11 protein-coding genes and 2 pseudogenes are annotated in these 15799 nt (G+C 70.8%); 7 read left to right on the top strand and 6 right to left on the bottom strand.

The genetic code is table 11. The features are described from left to right. Nucleotides 1–37: 37 nt before the first annotated feature. Nucleotides 38–660 (bottom strand): annotated as a pseudogene (gene nucS / locus IF12_RS22705) (endonuclease NucS). Nucleotides 661–800: 140 nt separating this feature from the next. On the opposite strand from nucS, the gene IF12_RS25500 reads away from it, so the two are divergent. Continuing rightward, nucleotides 801–1097, top strand: coding sequence for a hypothetical protein (locus IF12_RS25500; RefSeq protein ID WP_133884414.1), 297 nt, complete (start codon nt 801–803; stop codon nt 1095–1097). Nucleotides 1098–1782: 685 nt separating this feature from the next. Here IF12_RS25500 and IF12_RS24745 read toward each other — a convergent pair. Both IF12_RS24745 and IF12_RS0105820 read right to left on the bottom strand, forming a co-directional pair. After that, a pseudogene (locus IF12_RS24745) lies at nt 1783–1881 on the bottom strand (endonuclease); the annotation flags it as partial. Nucleotides 1882–1949: 68 nt separating this feature from the next. Continuing rightward, a complete protein-coding gene (locus tag IF12_RS0105820; RefSeq protein WP_030155641.1) occupies nt 1950–2714 on the bottom strand; it encodes a hypothetical protein in 765 nt (254 codons plus the stop codon). Between the two features lie 392 nt (nt 2715–3106). On the opposite strand from IF12_RS0105820, the gene IF12_RS24740 reads away from it, so the two are divergent. Then, nucleotides 3107–4237, top strand: coding sequence for a polysaccharide deacetylase family protein (locus IF12_RS24740; RefSeq protein WP_081913239.1), 1131 nt, complete (start codon nt 3107–3109; stop codon nt 4235–4237). A gap of 44 nt (nt 4238–4281) precedes the next feature. Here the strand turns inward: IF12_RS24740 and IF12_RS0105810 are convergent, their stop codons facing one another. Further along, complete coding sequence (locus IF12_RS0105810; protein WP_030155636.1) at nt 4282–5019, bottom strand: SDR family oxidoreductase; 738 nt, start codon at nt 5017–5019, stop codon at nt 4282–4284. 165 nt (nt 5020–5184) lie between these two features. On the opposite strand from IF12_RS0105810, the gene IF12_RS0105805 reads away from it, so the two are divergent. Continuing rightward, complete coding sequence (locus IF12_RS0105805) at nt 5185–8472, top strand: DUF4132 domain-containing protein (protein ID WP_030155634.1); 3288 nt, start codon at nt 5185–5187, stop codon at nt 8470–8472. Nucleotides 8473–8873: 401 nt separating this feature from the next. On the opposite strand, the gene IF12_RS0105800 is transcribed toward IF12_RS0105805, so the two are convergent. Next, the gene (locus IF12_RS0105800) at nt 8874–9800 is read right to left on the bottom strand and encodes an aldo/keto reductase (protein ID WP_030155632.1); all 927 of its coding nucleotides are present in this window, start codon (nt 9798–9800) and stop codon (nt 8874–8876) included. Nucleotides 9801–9802: 2 nt separating this feature from the next. Then, a complete protein-coding gene (locus tag IF12_RS0105795) occupies nt 9803–11041 on the bottom strand; it encodes an ROK family transcriptional regulator (protein WP_051704008.1) in 1239 nt (412 codons plus the stop codon). 106 nt (nt 11042–11147) lie between these two features. On the opposite strand from IF12_RS0105795, the gene IF12_RS0105790 reads away from it, so the two are divergent. Genes IF12_RS0105790 through IF12_RS0105775 form a run of 4 tightly spaced genes read left to right on the top strand, consistent with a single transcriptional unit; the run spans nt 11148 to nt 15791 of the window. After that, nucleotides 11148–12242 carry a Gfo/Idh/MocA family protein gene (locus IF12_RS0105790; protein ID WP_030155626.1) on the top strand — a complete coding sequence of 365 codons (1095 nt, stop codon included), beginning with the start codon at nt 11148–11150 and terminating at the stop codon, nt 12240–12242. Then, nucleotides 12239–13741: a sugar ABC transporter ATP-binding protein gene (locus IF12_RS0105785; protein WP_030155624.1), complete on the top strand. Its 1503-nt coding sequence runs from the start codon at nt 12239–12241 to the stop codon at nt 13739–13741. The genes IF12_RS0105790 and IF12_RS0105785 overlap by 4 nt, the downstream gene beginning before the upstream one ends. Continuing rightward, nucleotides 13738–14763, top strand: a complete 1026-nt coding sequence (locus IF12_RS0105780; protein ID WP_030155622.1) for an ABC transporter permease — start codon at nt 13738–13740, stop codon at nt 14761–14763. Before IF12_RS0105785 ends, IF12_RS0105780 begins: the two co-directional genes overlap by 4 nt. Next, on the top strand, nt 14760–15791 hold the full coding sequence (locus IF12_RS0105775) for an ABC transporter permease (protein WP_051704007.1): 1032 nt from the start codon (nt 14760–14762) through the stop codon (nt 15789–15791). The genes IF12_RS0105780 and IF12_RS0105775 overlap by 4 nt, the downstream gene beginning before the upstream one ends. The last annotated feature ends 8 nt before the right edge of the window (nt 15792–15799 follow it).

Genomic DNA, 15799 nt, shown 5'->3' with positions numbered 1-15799 from the left:
AAGGGCCGCGGCGGTGCCGCGGCCCTTTTGCGTTGCGCTAGAACAGGCGCGGCTGGGTCTGGTCGACCGCGCCGCGGAGGTCGTCGTAGTCGAGCACGACGCAGCGGATGCCGCGGTCCTCGGCGAGGACCCGCGCCTGCGGCTTGATCGCCTGGGCGGCGAAGACGCCGTCGACCGGGGCCAGCAGAGGGTCGCGGTTGAGCAGTTCGAGGTAGCGGGTCAGCTGCTCGACGCCGTCGATCTCCCCGCGGCGCTTGATCTCCACGGCCACGTGCCCGCCGTCGGCGTTGCGGCACATGAGGTCGACGGGCCCGATCGCGGTGGGGTACTCGCGGCGCACCAGCGACCAGCCCTTGCCGAGTGGCGCGGTGTCGGCGGCGAGGAGCTCCTGGAGGTGGGCCTCGACGCCGTCCTTCTGGAGCCCGGGGTCGATCCCGAGCTCATGGGAGGAGTCGTGGAAGACCTCCTCGATGGTGATCTTGAGCTGGTCGCCGGACTTCTTGGAGGTCACCGTCCACTCGTGTGCCCCTTCGACGACCGTGCACGGCGGCGTCATCCAGTTCCGTCCGCCTTCCAGATGAGCAGGCGGGTCGCCATGGGCAAATGGGCCGAAAGCCGACCGGTGTAATCAACCTGGCAACGAGCCACCAACAAACGCATGGCAAGCACCCTACCGCCGCCCTGGTGCCAGGTCTCTGCGCGTACGCCTGTCTGTGCACCACGTTGAGGGCGCTGACCGGCACCAGCGGATCGCGGCAGCCCCCGGAACCTGAGCGCGACGGTGGCGAGATAATCCACAGGTGGTTGCACCCCTCAAGGCCCGGCTCGAGTGGCGAGCCAACTCAGTCGTCCATATACCTTTCGATGTCGAGATCATTGTGTTCGAGTCGGGAAGCCGATGCTCGGCGCAGGGCTCACTCAATCCAGAACTGCTCGCAGATCCCGGGTCCATCGAGGTGTGGGGACTGTTGTGCGAGGGGAGCCCGTACTTCACGGTGATCTTCGATGACGGCTCCGAGTTCGAAGTAGCGCTGCGGCAAAGCGGCACGCCGGGCGAGTTCACCTTGACCGAATGCGATCGGGAGCTCGGGCAATGAGCGAATTGGAAGCGAAGATCGGTTCGTGGTCCCGAACCGATGGCATGGAACTCCTGTGGCTATACGAGGATGGCGTCGGTGATTACTGCGGGTTCGATCTTGAACCTGGGGCAGCCGGACTGTGGATTCTGCATGCGATGTACGAGCAGCAGGACCCTGCTGCAGAGCTGGTTCGCACATCCGGCTTCAAATGGGATGCCGCTCCGGTGTCTGGATGGCGCCGGCTGCGCTGGAGCGAGCTGTCCGAGCGAACCGGTAACCCAATCGTCCGGGTCGGTCATGACACGATCTACCCGATCCCGTCTCGCCACTCGTTTCCTTCAGCCGACCTGAGCGGCCCCAGCTCTTCACTGGTCCAGGCCCCGATGGAGGGAGGACTTGACGGCGAGTCCTTCAAGGCGCTTGCTGAGCTACTGAGACGCTCCGACGGGCCTGACGCCACGGTATACGTGCACTGGACCGAAGCCGTGACCCACGAGCCCGACGCGGTATTCAGAGGGCGACTCGCGAACCTGGAAGCCCTGGAGGAGCTGAAGATCGGGTTCAGTCCCTCCAACATCTGGCCGGAGGATCAGTCCTGGCTGATCTACTCCGACTGGGACCTATGGGGTACGAAGATCTACGGGCCTTCGGCCCTCCTCGACATGATCGAGGCGGATGCGTTCTTGGAAACGGCCAGACTGCCCCCGTCCGCCTTCCAGATGAGCAGGCGGGTCGCCATGGGCAAATGGGCCGAAAGCCGACCGGTGTAATCAACCTGGCAACGAGCCACCAACAAACGCATGCCCGCCACCATACCGGCCATGCCGTGCCCCTTCCTGCGCGTACACCCGGCGGTGCGATATTGCAGGGCTACAGGTCAGGGTGCGACGGTTGAGACGGGTCCGAGGCCTCAACTTCGCGAAGTTGAGCGGCGATGGCCCGCGCTTCCGCCGACTGACCATTGTTGGGGTGATAGATCCACCAGCCCGGCCCCCAGCGGAGGAACCTGCCGTAGAGGGTGAGGCGCAGGTTCTCTTCGAAGTTCTCGCCGGGCAGCCGGATGTCGCGGACGAGCGGATCGTAGGTTTCGGTGAAGTTTCCCAGCCCGCCGGTGCCCGGTTGGTAGGCCGCGGTGGTTTCCCAGAAACAGTCGATGAAGACCCAGCCTGTGCCGTCTTCAGGCGCATAGCAAAGCAGATCGCGACCGATCTTGAGGCTAGGAGGTCCGAAGGCGTCGAGGATCTCGCTCATGCGGACGTCGGTGTCGACGTAAGCGGTGTCTGCAGTCTCGACCAGCTTCGACCATTCCTCATCGGGCACCAGCCGTTCGGGAGTGAAGTACCCGTGCTGGTGGAAGATCTCGGCGAAAACGGAGGCCACCTCGTTGTAGAACTTCCGCTCACGACCGAACCTCTGATGGAAGGGGCCGATGATGCCGCACTTGCCGTATTTCGCTCCGATGCCGAGGCTGTGGAAGTCCATCTCGGGCGTGCCGTCCAGGAACAGTAGGTCGCTGAGACGCATCGAACAGATCGCCTGCAGCGAAATGCCATCGCTCGAGTACATCCCGGGCCGGCGGATGATGAGGTCGAGTTCGTCGATGAGGCGCTGTCGCATGGCGGAGCCGATATCCATGTACGGGATCGTAGCGAACGCCGCAACGAGCGGCTTCCTCCTGACGGACGGGAGCGGTCTTTCGACTTGGACGACTGATCCCGGAAGCCGGAGCACGAGTTGCTTACGGGGCCGAAACCGCAGTGGGGGCGCCGTTCGGAGACCGTTTGCCGACCGTTTGCCGACCGGTCGCAGATGAATTGATGCATGTCGATGTATTGGGCGGCTGGAGGTCTTGTTCCGCTGTGGAGCCGTCCGGATAATTCGAGGCGTTCCTGTTCATCCGCGGAACATCGCTCCACCGTCACCCCCTCATGACGACAAGCCCCCGGGTCTTCGTCGATGCCGACTGATGCGCCGTACTCCCGGACCGCCGCCGCGCCCGTCCGGGAGCCACCCCAAGGAGGGCAACCATGCGAAGCCGCATGAGACCGCTCATCGCCACCCTGTCCGCGTTCGCGCTCGCCGCCGGCGCCGCCGTGGCGCTCAGCTTCGGCGCCGCCGCGCCCGCGCAGGCGCAGAACTGCAACGGCTACGTCGCGCTCACCTACGACGACGGGCCCAACCCCGGCACCACCACCAGTCTGCTCAACGCGCTCACCGCGAACGGGCTGCGGGCGACCATGTTCAACACCGGCCAGAACGTCTCCAGCAACCCCAGTCTCGCCCAGGCGCAGGCCAACGCGGGCATGTGGGTCGAGAACCACTCCTGGTCCCACCCGCACATGACCCAGCTCAGTGCCCAGCAGATGGCCGAGGAGATCTCCAGCACCCAGCAGGCGATCCAGCAGGCCACCGGCATCACCCCGAAGCTCTTCCGGCCCCCGTTCGGCGAGACCAACTCGACCCTTCAGTCCGTCGAGGCCCAGTACGGCCTCACCGAGGTCATCTGGACCGTCGACTCCCAGGACTGGAACGGCGCCAGCACCGCGCAGATCGTGCAGGCCGCCCAGAGCCTCCAGAACGGCGGCGTGATCCTCATGCACGACGCCTACCAGACCACGATCAACGCGATCCCGCAGATCGCCGCCGACCTGAGCGCCCGCGGCCTGTGCGCGGGCATGATCTCCCCGACCACCGGCCAGGCCGTCGCCCCCGACGGCGCCCCCGGCGGCGGCGACCCGACCGAGCCTGGCGGCGGCGACCCCACCGATCCCGGCACCGGTGGCGGCACCGACCTCCTGCGCAGCACCTCCGCGGGCAAGTGCATCGACGTTCCCAACGGCAGCACCGCCAGCGGCACCAACGTCCAGCTCTACTCCTGCTACCAAGGGGCGAACCAGCAGTTCACCTACACCGCCGCGCAGGAGCTGCGGGTCCTCGGCACCTGCCTGACCGCGCCCTCGGGGAGCAACGGCACGCTCGTGCAGCTCTCCTCGTGCAACGGCTCCGGCGGGCAGAAGTGGACGTTCGGCTCCGACGGGACGATCCGCAGCGTCGGCCACGCCAACATGTGCCTCGACGTCTACAGCTCCTCCAACGGCGCCCCGGTGCAGCTCTACAGCTGCTGGGGCGGCGACAACCAGAAATGGTCCCGGGCCTAACTGAATAGCTCCGGCCGGTCTGTCAACGGCCGGCCGGAGACCTATCAATCCATGTTGTGGCCGCCGTTGACGGTGAGGCGCTGGCCGGTGATGAACGAGGCCGACTCCGAGGCGAGATGGGCGACCGCCGAGGCGATGTCCTCGGGAACCCCGATGCGGCCCACCGCGACATCGGCCACGTACCCGGCCGTGTCCGCGTCGGTCAGCTCGCCGTGCCGCTCGACCGGGATCCAGCCGGGGGCGACGAGGTTCACCGTGATGCCCCGGCGCCCGAGCTCCTTGGCCCACACGCGAGTCAGGCCCCACTGGGCGGCCTTCGCGGCCGTGTAGGCCGACATGTTCGGCAGCGAGCGCTCGAACACGTCCGACCCGATCTGGATCACCCGGCCGCGCCCGCCCGAGCCCAGGTCCTCCAGCAGCGCCTGCACCAGCAGCGAAGGGCTCTTGACGAAGAACTCCAGCTGGTCGAGGTGGTCCTGCCAGGTCACGCGCTCCATCGGGAGCTCGGGCTGCGGCCCGGTCGCGTTGCACACCAGCACTTCCACGGGCCCCAGCGCCGCGCGCACCGTCTCGGCGAGCGAGGCCACGGCCGCCTCGTCGGTGACGTCGGCGCCGAAGGCCTCGGCGGTGCCGCCGGCCGCGCGGATGTCGGCGACGACCTGGTCGGCCTGCGCTCCGCTCGACGCGAAGTTGACGGCCACGGTGAAGCCGTCGGCGGCGAGGTGCCGGGCGATGGCCGCGCCGAGCCCGCGAGAGGCGCCGGTAACGAGTGCGACGGTCATGGGGATCCTCCGGTTCCGGCGCCGGGCGGCGCCGCAGGCAAGCATGGCAGCCCGACCGGGCCGCGGCCGCCGAAAGTCCGAGTACTGGAACGCCGCCTTCCGGGCGCCGGCATTCGAACATCGTGGGATGATCGCCTGTCGCATGGGCTTCATAAGCTCTGCGATGTGAATCCGAATGACACCACCCTCACGGTGACCGAGCCCCTCGGCGAAGACCGGGTCGTCTACCCCGACGAGTGGCGCGACCAGCTTCTGGACCGGCGCGGGCGCGGGACGCCGCGGCCGGTCGCGATCGACGCCGACGCGCCCGAGCGCCTCCGCGAGCTCTTCGCGGAGAACGCCGAACGCCTCGAACCCGTCCTCGCCCACATCGCCTCCCCCGAGCAGGCCGCGGCGGTCCGCGACGGACTCGCCGGAAAGGCCGACCCGTTCGGCGCGGCCGTCGCGCTCGCCCTGGTGCGCCTGGGCCTGGAGGACCGCCAGAAGCGCATCGACGACCTCGGACGCGACGCCTGGATCACCATGCACGGCATCGCCTTCGCCGCTCAGGCCACAGTGGAGTACCTGTCGAACGAGGTGCGCTGGGACGCGTCCCCGCGATTCGGCGACCCCTATACGAGGATCAGGGAGACCGGCGTGGGCGCCCTCCCCAACTCCCGCCGCCTGGTCGAGCGGGCCGCGCCGATGCGCTCGATCCTCGCCGCCCTGCCGGAGGGCCGCCACGCCGAGGCCCGAGCCGCCCTCGACGCGAGCCTCTCCACCGACACGCACCGGTTCGTCGCCGCGATCCTCATGCCCGACCAGGAGGACCTGGTCCTCGCGGCCTGCCGACTCCACAGCGGGATCCGGTGGTCCGAACACGGCTCCGACCCGCTCTGGGCCGTGGTCTCCACGCCCGAGCACCTCGAACTGAGCGGCGCGAGACTGCTCTACCACCGCTGGAACGGCACCACCCGGGTCCCCCTGGTCGTCGACGCCCTCGGCACGGCGTCGCTCGGCGTCTTCGTGAACGTCCTCGAACACGAGGACAAGCCGGCCGCCGAGATTCGCGACGCGATCTACGACGCCATCGGCCGACTGCCCTCGGACGAGGCCGTCGCCTACCTCCTGCGCGACCTCACCAACCCGCAGGCCACCGCCGCCCTTTCCGGTGCCGCGCAGCGGTTCCCGACCCGGACGCTGCGCGCGGTCGCCGCGGCCGCGCCGACCGCGACGGCCTTCGCGAGGACCCGCCTGGCCAGGCTCGTCGAGACCGTCGGCCTCCAGGGCCGCGACCTCGCCGAAGCCGACCGGACCCGCCTGGAGGATCTGCTGCGCTCGGTCCGCCGCCACCCCGTCGCCGAGACGACCCCGGAGGTCTTCACGACCCCGCCGTGGGCGCCGTTCGGCAAGGCCAAGAAGACCGTCGTCGAGGGCCTCACCCCGCCGCCGATCGACGGCCTGCGCTGGGCCGAGGGCGAGCAGGAGGCGTGGTCGGCCAAGCGCGACAACGACTACTACTGGAGCCGGCCGGACGTCTGGAACCGCGTCATGCCCAGCGGGCCGGACCACACCCACTACTGGTTCCCCGAGTTCCTCGCCTACGCCGACGAGGCCCTCGCCCGCTCCGAGCTCCACCGCTGGGACGGCACCGTCCGGTACTCCACGACCGACACGATCCAGGCGATCCTCGCCCGCCACGGCGTCGACGCCCTCGCACGGGTGGAGGGCCTCGCCAAGAAGAAGCCCTCGTTCCGCGAGGCCCTGATGCCGATCGTGAACCTGGAGGTCGCCCGCATGGCCGCCGGGTGGCTCGCCCGCTCCCGCGCCGACCGCGCCATCGCCCGGACCTGGCTCGACCGCCACGCCGCCGAGGCCGCGACCCTGCTCGTCCCCGACGCGCTCGCCAAGGCCGCGGGGCCGCGTCGGACCGCGGCCGACGCCCTCCGGTACCTCGCGGCGGGCGACCGCGCCCTGGTGCTCGCGCAGGCCGCCGCCTACGGCGAGACCGCCGCCGAGGCCGTCGAGGCGCTGCTCGACCTCGACCCGCTCGACCCGCAGCGCCCCCGCGTCCCGAAGGCCGGCGCCTGGGCCGACCCGGCCCAGCTCCCGCCCGTGCTGCTGCACGGTGGCGAGGAGGCCCTGCCCGCCGAGGCGGTCGCGGTGCTCATGTCGGCGCTGGCCCTGGACGACTTCGAGCGCCCCTACGCGGGCATCGACCTCCTTGCGGCCGAATGCGACCGGGCGTCGCTGGCGGCGTTCTCGTGGGGCCTGTTCGAGCTGTGGCTCTCGGCCGGTTCGCCTTCGAAGGACGCGTGGGCGATGGACCAGCTCGGCCGGTTCGCCGACGAGGACGGGGTGCGGCGACTGGCCGCGCTCATCCGCCAGTGGCCCGGACAGAGCCAGAGCCGCAAGGCCGTGCGCGGCCTCGAGGTCCTCGGCGCGATCGGCACCGAGGCGGCCCTGCGGCAGGTGCAGGACATCTCCCGGAACGCGAAGTTCAAGGCGCTCAAGAAGACCGCTGTCGCGCAGATCGAGGTCATCGCCGAGCGGCTCGAACTGAGCCTCGATGAGCTCGCCGACCGGCTCGTGCCGGACTTCGGGCTCGCCTCGGACCGCGATCCCGTCCTCGACTACGGCCCGCGCGAGTTCACCGTCAAGTTCGACGAACGCCTGCGGCCCTTCCTGATCGACGAGGCCGGGAAGCGCCGGGCGAGTGCCCCCAAGCCGGGGGCGAAGGACGACCCGGACCTCGCGCAGGCCGCGTACGAGCGCTTCGCCGCGCTCCGCAAGGACCTCAAGACCGCTGCGGCAGAACAGGTCAAGCGGCTTGAGGGGGCGATGTGCGCGGGGAGGTCGTGGACGCTCGCGGACTTCCGCCGCTACCTGGTGGACCACCCGCTGGTCTGGCAACTCTCCAGCCGGCTCGTCTGGCAGGCCGAGACCGCGGAGGGCCGCAAGTCGTTCCGCCTCGCCGAGGACCGGAGCCTCGCCGACGTGGACGACGAGCCGTACGAGGCGCCCGGGGACGCGACGGTGCGGATCGCGCACCCGGTGACCCTCGGCGACGAGGTCGAGGGATGGGCGACCGTCCTGGCGGACTACGAGATCCTCCAGCCGTTCGACCAGCTCGCGCGGCCGGTGCACACCTTGAGCGAGGAGGAGCGCAAGTCGGGGCGGCTGACCCGCTTCGAAGGCCCGACGGTCGGGGCCGGACCCCTGGTCGGGCTGCTCAAGCGCGGGTGGCAGTACGGCAGCCCGCCCGGCCGGAAGGCCGGGCGGGGCCTGTACCTGGTGTTCGCCGAGGGCGGCCACCTGCACCTCGAACCGTCGCCGGGCGTCTACCCGGGCTACGACCCCGGCGGGGACCAGACACTGGAGGTCGAGATCGCGCTGCCGGACGGCGCGCAGGTCGATCCCGTGGTCCTCTCGGAGGCGATCAACGTGGTGGCGCGGCTGACCCACGTCGGGTGAGCGGCGCGAGCGGCCTGAACACGGCGATCCGCTTCCGACCGACGCGCTCGGCGACGGCGCGGCGGTTTCCGGACCGAGGTCTGGTAACCGCCGCGCCGCGAGTGCGGTGGCGCGAGTTCGCGACCGTGACCGGTCCGCTCGGGCGCGAGCGGTCACCGTGGCAATCGCGTTCGCGTGGGCCGAATATTCGAGACCCGCGCCGGGAGTGCGGTGGCGCGAGTTCGTAACCGGGTCCGCCCGGTTCGAGTGGCCACCGCGGCAATCGTGTCCGCGTTGACCGAATCCTCAAGGCCGCCGCGCGGCGTCGGGCCGAGCGTCCTTCTTCGCTTGCGCCTCTGCGTGTCCGATGCCGCTCAGGCCGTGGGACCGGCCTCGCCGGCGGTCGCGGCCCGCGGCACCAGTCAGATGCGAGTCTGCGGCACGAGCGTCTCCAGCTCCTCCCACAGGGCCTCGGGGATCTCGACGGTGAGCAGGTCGAGGGTCTGCCGGACGCGCTCCGGCTTCGACACACCGACCACAGTGGAATCCACCAGCGGCGAGCGCACCGAGAACTGAAGGGCCGCCGCCGCGAGCGGGACGCCCGCGCGCTCGCACGCGGCGGCCATCGCCACCGCGCTCGCCTGGAACGCCCCGTCGCGCTCGCTGTAGCAGTACTTCGGCTGCGCCGCAGGGCCCTTCGCGAGCATCCCGCCGCCGTACGGGGCGGCGTTGAGCACGCCGAGGCCGTCGGCGCGGGCCTGCTCGAACAACCCCTGCGCGTCCCGGTTGAGCAGCGTGAAGCGGTTGTGGTTGAGCACCACGTCGAACTCGCCGGTCGCCAGGTACCGCTCGGTCACGGCGATGTCCCCGGCGGCCACCGCGAGGTGGTCGGCCACGCCCTCATCGCGCAGGGCCACCAGGGCTTCGAGGGCGCCGCCGCGCGCGAACCCGTCCTGCTTCATGAACTCCGGGTCGTGCAAGGCCAGAATCGGCAGCCGGTCGACGCCGAGGCGCTCCAGGCTCTCCTCGACCGAGGCTCGCACCCGATCGCCGGAGTAGTCCCCGGTCGCCGGGTCGGCGTCCACTTTGGTCTGGAGGACGAAGCCCTCCGGAAGCCCGCTGCGCCTGCGGATCGCGGCGCCGACGCGGCGTTCGGCCAGGCCGTCCTCGCCGTAGCCGTTCGCGGTGTCGAGGAAGTTCACCTCGCTGTCGAACACGGCCTCCACCGTGGCGAGCGCCCGCTCGTCGTCCACGTCGTAGCCGTAGTGCGCCATGTTCGCCAGCGGGCTGGTGCCCACGCACAGCGGGCTCACTTCGAGGCCGGTCTTGCCGAGTGTATTGCGCTGCATGATCATCCGTTCGTCGAGAAGGCTGCGGTGTCGGGGTGCAAAGCGTTGATCGGCAGGCCGTCGAGCCGGGCGGGGTCCAGGGCGTGCTCGATGACCATGACGCCCGCGCCGATCGCGCCGCTCGACTCGCCGGTGCGGGCCGCGGCGATGCGCAGGTGCCTGGTCGCCAGCGGGAGCGACCGCTGGTAGATGACTTCGCGCACCCCCGCGATCAGGTGGTCGCCCGCGAGCGAGAGGGACCCGCCGATGACGATGATCGAGGGGTTGAAGAAGTTGACGGCCCCGGCGAGGACCTCGCCGATGTCGCGTCCGGCCTGGCGGATGCGCCGCAGCGCCGGGACCGACCCGCCGCGGGCGAGTTCGACCACGTCGAGCGAGCCGCGCGCGGGCACGCCCTGCTCGGTGAGGCTCGCGGCGATCGCGGCGCCCGAGGCCACCGCTTCGAGGCACCCGGTGTTGCCGCAGCGGCAGTGCGCGTCGTCGGCGCCGGCGACGCGGATGTGCCCCATGTCCCCGGCCGCGCCCTGGGCGCCGCGGTAGACCTGCCCGGAGGCGATGATGCCGCAGCCGATGCCGGTGGCGGCCTTGATGAACAGCAGGTGCTCGTACTCGGGCCAGGCGGTGAAGTGCTCGCCGAGGGCCATGATGTTCACGTCGTTGTCGACCAGGACCGGCACCGGCAGCCGTTCGCGCACATAGGAGGGCACGTCGAAGCCGTCCCAGCCGGGCATGATCGGCGGGTTGACGGCCCGGCCGGCCGAGTGCTCGACGGGTCCGGGCAGGCCGATGCCGATGCCGAGGAGGTCGCTCAGGGGCCGCCCGGCCTCGTCGAGGAGCAGGCGGCCGTGCTCGACCGTCCAGTCCAGGACCGCCTCGGGTCCCAAGGCGATGTCGAGGTCGGCGTTGACGGCGGCGAGGACGCTCCCGGCGAGGTCGGTGACGGCCAGGCGCGCGTGGGTGGCGCCGAGGTCGGCGCCGATGACGATGCGCGCGGCCGGGTTGAACGCGAACGTGGCCGGGGGCCGCCCGCCGGTGGAGGCGGTCTCGCCGGTCGGGGCGATGAGCCCGGCGGCCAGGAGGGCGTCCACGCGCCCGGCGACGGTGGAGCGGGCGAGGCCGGTGAGCGCGGCGAGTTCGGAGCGGGTCCGGGGCACGCCGTCGCGCAGGAGCTGGAGCAATGTCCCGGCGCCGGCCGAGGTCGCGGCGACGGGGCGACGCCTGGCCCCGGAATCATCTGTCACAGCACTAGTGAATCACACCGGTTCGGTCGCTCGGATGTCATAACTGTTTCATAACACGAGCAACTTTTGCTTGTGCTTCGTCATAAGTCTGTCCTACGGTCGTCATATGGCTCATGTCACGATCACCCAAGCGACCTACCGGGCCGCCATCATCGGCACCGGCTTCATGGGAAGGGTCCACTCCCACGCCATCGCCGTGGCCGGTGGCACCGTCGCCGGGATCGTCGGCTCCAGCCCCGAGAAGGCCCGCGAAGCGGCCGACTCCCTACGCGCCGAAGCGGTCTACGAGGACGCCGCGGCGCTCATCGACGCCGCCGACGTCGTCCACGTCTGCGTCCCCAACCACCTGCACGCACCGATCGCCCTGGCCGCGATCGCCGCCGGCAAGCACGTGGTCTGCGAGAAGCCCCTCGCGACCGACGCCGCCACCGCCCGCGCGATGACCGAGGCCGCCGACGCGGCGGGCGTGGTCGCCGCGGTGCCCTTCGTCTACCGCTTCCACCCGATGGTCCGCGAGGCCCGCGCCCGCGTCGCCGCCGGGCAGATCGGGCGTCTGACCCTCGCACACGGCTCCTATCTCCAGGACTGGCTGCTGCGGCCGGGCGACGACAACTGGCGCGTCGACGCCGACAAGGGCGGCGCGCTCCGCGCCTTCGGCGACATCGGCTCCCACTGGTGCGACCTCCTCGAGTTCGTCACCGGCGACCGCATCACCGCCGTCAACGCCCAGCTCGCGACCGCCAACCGCCGCCGAAGCGGACGAGAAGTGACCACAGAGGACATCGTCACGCTCCAGTTCGCCACGCGCGGCGGCATGATCGGCTCCACCGTCGTCAGCCAGGTCTCGGCCGGGCGCAAGAACCGCCTCCTCCTCGAAGTCTCCGGCACCGAGGCCACGCTGGCCTTCGACCAGGAGCAGCCCGAGACCCTGTGGGTCGGCGGGCGCGAGTCGAACGCGGTCCTCATGAGGGACCCCGAGTCCCTCAGCCCCGACGCCGCCCGCCTCGCCACCGTCCCCGGCGGCCACGCCCAGGGCTACCAGGACTGCTTCAACGCCTTCGTCGCCGACACCCGCGCCGCCGTCGCGGGCGAGACGCCCGACGGCCTCCCGGTCTTCGCCGACGGCCTGCGGGCCGCGCGCATCGCCGAAGCCGTCGCCGCCTCCGCGCGCCGTCGTGATTGGACGGAGGTCGACCGATGACCGCACCGCCCGTGCTCGACATGCACGGCATCGACAAGGCCTTCCTCGGCGTACCCGTGCTCACCTCCGTGGACCTCCGGATCGAACGGGGAGAGGTCCACGCCCTGGTGGGGGAGAACGGCGCCGGCAAGTCCACCTTGATGAAGATCCTCGCCGGCGTCCACACCGCCGACGCCGGAGCCATTGAGCTGGGCGGCCGCGCCGTCTCCTTCACCCACCCCCTCCAAGCCCAGCAGGCCGGCGTCGCCACGGTTTTCCAGGAGTTCAACCTCCTGCCCGAACTCACCGTCGCCGAGAACATCCACCTCGGACGCGAGCCGCGGACCTGGCACGGCGTCGACCGCCGCGCCATGGCCGCGCGGACGGCGAAGCTCCTCGACGACCTCGGCGTCGAGGGCCTCGCCCCGACCGCCAAGGTCGGCTCCCTCTCCGTGGCGCACCAGCAGATCACCGAGATCGCCAAGGCCCTCTCCCAAGGCGCCGACCTCATCTGCATGGACGAGCCCACCGCGGCCCTCGCCGACGCCGAGGTCGAACTGCTCTACCGGCTCGTGCGGCGCCTGCGCGACAGGGGCGTCGCCGTCCTCTACGTCTCCCACCGCCTGCGCGAGATCTTCGACCTGTGCGACCGCATCACCGTCCTCAAGGACGGCAAGCACGTGACCACAGTGGACACCGCCGACATCACCCCCGACGAACTCGTCACCGCCATGGTCGGACGCCGCATCGAATCGGTCTTCCCCGAACGCCTCCAAGGCACCGAGACCGGCGAAGTGCGCCTGCGCGTCGAAGGCGGAGGCAACGCCTGGATCGACGCGATCGACCTCGAAGTGCGCGCCGGAGAGATCGTCGGACTCGCCGGACTCCAAGGCTCGGGCCGCACCGAGATCGCCGAAGCGGTCTTCGGCATCGCCCCCTTCACCCGCGGCACCCTCAGCGTCGACGGCACCCCGATGCGGATCACCGGCCCCCGCAAGGCCATCCGCGCCGGACTCGCCCTCGTCACCGAGGACCGCAAAGCCGAAGGCCTCGCACTGCGCCAATCCGTCCGCGCCAACGCCCGCATGATCCTCGACGCCAACCCCCGCGTCCGCTCGCGCCGCCGCCTCGGCCGCATCCCCGGCCTCCTGTCCAGCCTCGACCTCGTCTCCCGCGGCGAGGACCAGGAAGTCCAGTTCCTCTCCGGCGGCAACCAGCAGAAGGTCGTCGTCGCCAAATGGCTCGCCGCCGAACCCGGCGTGATCGTCCTCGACGAACCCACCCGCGGCATCGACGTCGGCGCCAAGCACAAGCTCTACTCCGTGATCCGCCAGCTCGCGGCCGAAGGCCTCGCGGTCCTCCTCATCGCCTCCGAACTCATCGAGGTCATCGGCCTCGCCGACCGCATCGTGGTCCTCCACGACGGCCGCATCGCCGGGGAACTCCCAGCGGGCGCCACCGAGCAGGAGGTCATGGCCTACGCGACCGGACGCCGCGGCGCAGAGGCGGAGCCGTCATGACCCGCCCCGACCTCAGCGCCCTCACCGCCTCGATCCGGCGCCCGGGCACCACCGCCCTCATCTACCTCGCCCTCGCCGCCGTCGTGCTCGTCAGCGGCGTCGCCGTCGCACTCGAGGGCAAGAACCTCTTCGCCACCGCCAACCTCGTCGACATGTTCACCCGCACCAGCCTCACCGGGTTCCTCGCCATCGGCATGACCCTGGTGATCCTGTGCCGGTCCCTCGACCTCTCGGTCGGCTACACCGCCGCCCTCTCCAGCCTCGTCGCCGCGACCACCATGGACGGACAGGTCGCGAACCTCCCGCTCGCGATCGGCGCGGTCCTCCTCGTCTCCGGGCTCATCGGCGCCGCCAACGGCGCGATCGTCGCCTTCCTGCGCGTCAACCCGTTCATCGCCACCCTCGGCACCGGCCTGATCATCAAGGGCTACCTCGACACCCGGTACAAGGGCCCGGCCGGGGACGTGCCGGAGGCCTTCCGCGCCTTCGGGTACTCCCGGATCGGGCCCGTGCCGGTGTCCACGCTCGTGATGCTCGCGCTGGCGGTGGCCGCGATCTGGTTCCTGCGCTCCTCGCGCACCGGCCACCACATGTACGCGGTGGGCGGCGACGTCGACATCGCGCGCATGTCCGGCATCCGCACCGACCGGGTGCTCCTGACCGCGCACGTGTTGTGCGGCATGTGCGCCGGCGTCGCCGGGCTCCTGCTGGCGGCCCGCTTCGGCACCGGCTCGGCCGAGTCCTACACGAACCTGTACGAGCTCGACGCGATCGCCGCGGTGGTCCTGGGCGGCACGCTGCTGCTGGGCGGTCGCGGCGGCGTGGCCGGAACCGTCGCGGGCGTCATGATCCTCGCCGTCCTCGACTCGGTCTTCAACGTGTTGCAGATCGACCCGTTCGCCAAGGACGTGCTGCGCGGCGCGGTCATCATCGCCGCCGTCGCCCTGTACGCCCGCCGCCAGCTCGACCGGACCGCCCGCCGGCCCCGGTTCCCCACCGCCGCAGCAGGGAGGACGCGATGACGCGCTACCGCGACCGCGGGGCCGCCTTCGGCGCCGCCGCGCTCCGCTGGATCGCCAACCCGACGGCGACCGTGTTCCTCCTGCTCCTGCTCATCTTCGCGGGGATCTTCGCGCTGAACGACTCGTTCTTCGCCGGGCCGTCGTTCATGGCCTTCCTCAAGCAGGCCGCGCCGCTGATGATCCTCGCCGCGGGCCAGTACTTCGTGATCGTCTCGGGGAACTTCGACCTTTCCGTGGGCGCCCTCGTCGGCGCGCAGGTGGTCATCGCCGCGCGCCTCATCGACGGCGAGGAGTCCCGCACGGTGCCGGTCATGCTCGCCATGGTGGCCTTCGGGATCGCGGTGGGCCTGGTGAACGGGATCATCACGACCGTCCTGAAGGTCCAGTCGTTCATCACCACGCTCGGGATGCTCATGGTCCTGTTCGGCGCCATCAAGCTCTGGACCGGCGGCGCGCCGACCGGCGCGCTCTCGGAGTCCTTCCGCACCGCCGGGCGCCTCGGCATCGAGAACGTGCCGGTCCTCGGGCAGATCCCGTGGGCGGTGCTCATCGTGATCGGCCTCGGTGCCGGGGCGATCGGCCTGATGCGCACGGGCTTCGGCCGCGTCCTCATGGCCGCGGGGGACAACGAGCGCGCCGCGACGCTCTCGGGCGCGCCGGTGAACACCGTCCGCATCGCCGCGTTCGTCCTCTCAGGACTCTCGGCGACCGTCGCCGGGATCCTCATCGGCGGCTACGCCGGGGTCAGCGCCCAGGTCGGGCAGGGCCTGGAGTTCACCGTCATCACCGCCGTCGTCCTCGGCGGCGTGGTCCTCGGGGGCGGGCGGGGCACCGTGCTCGCCGCCATCGCCGGCGCCCTCGCCATCGAGTCCCTGTTCGCGCTGTTCAACCAGATGCAGCTGCCCTCGACGCTCCGTCCCACCGTGCAGGGCGCGATCATCATCGCCGCCGTCGCCTACGCCGCCCGGCGGCGGACCCGCCGAGGGGCCGCCGCCAAGACCGCCACCGCAACCGCTACTCCCTCATGAAAAGAAGG

It is taken from the genome of Glycomyces sp. NRRL B-16210 (assembly GCF_000719515.1).
Taxonomy (GTDB): domain Bacteria; phylum Actinomycetota; class Actinomycetes; order Mycobacteriales; family Micromonosporaceae; genus Glycomyces.
This window is presented reverse-complemented; position numbering and strand designations above follow the sequence as displayed.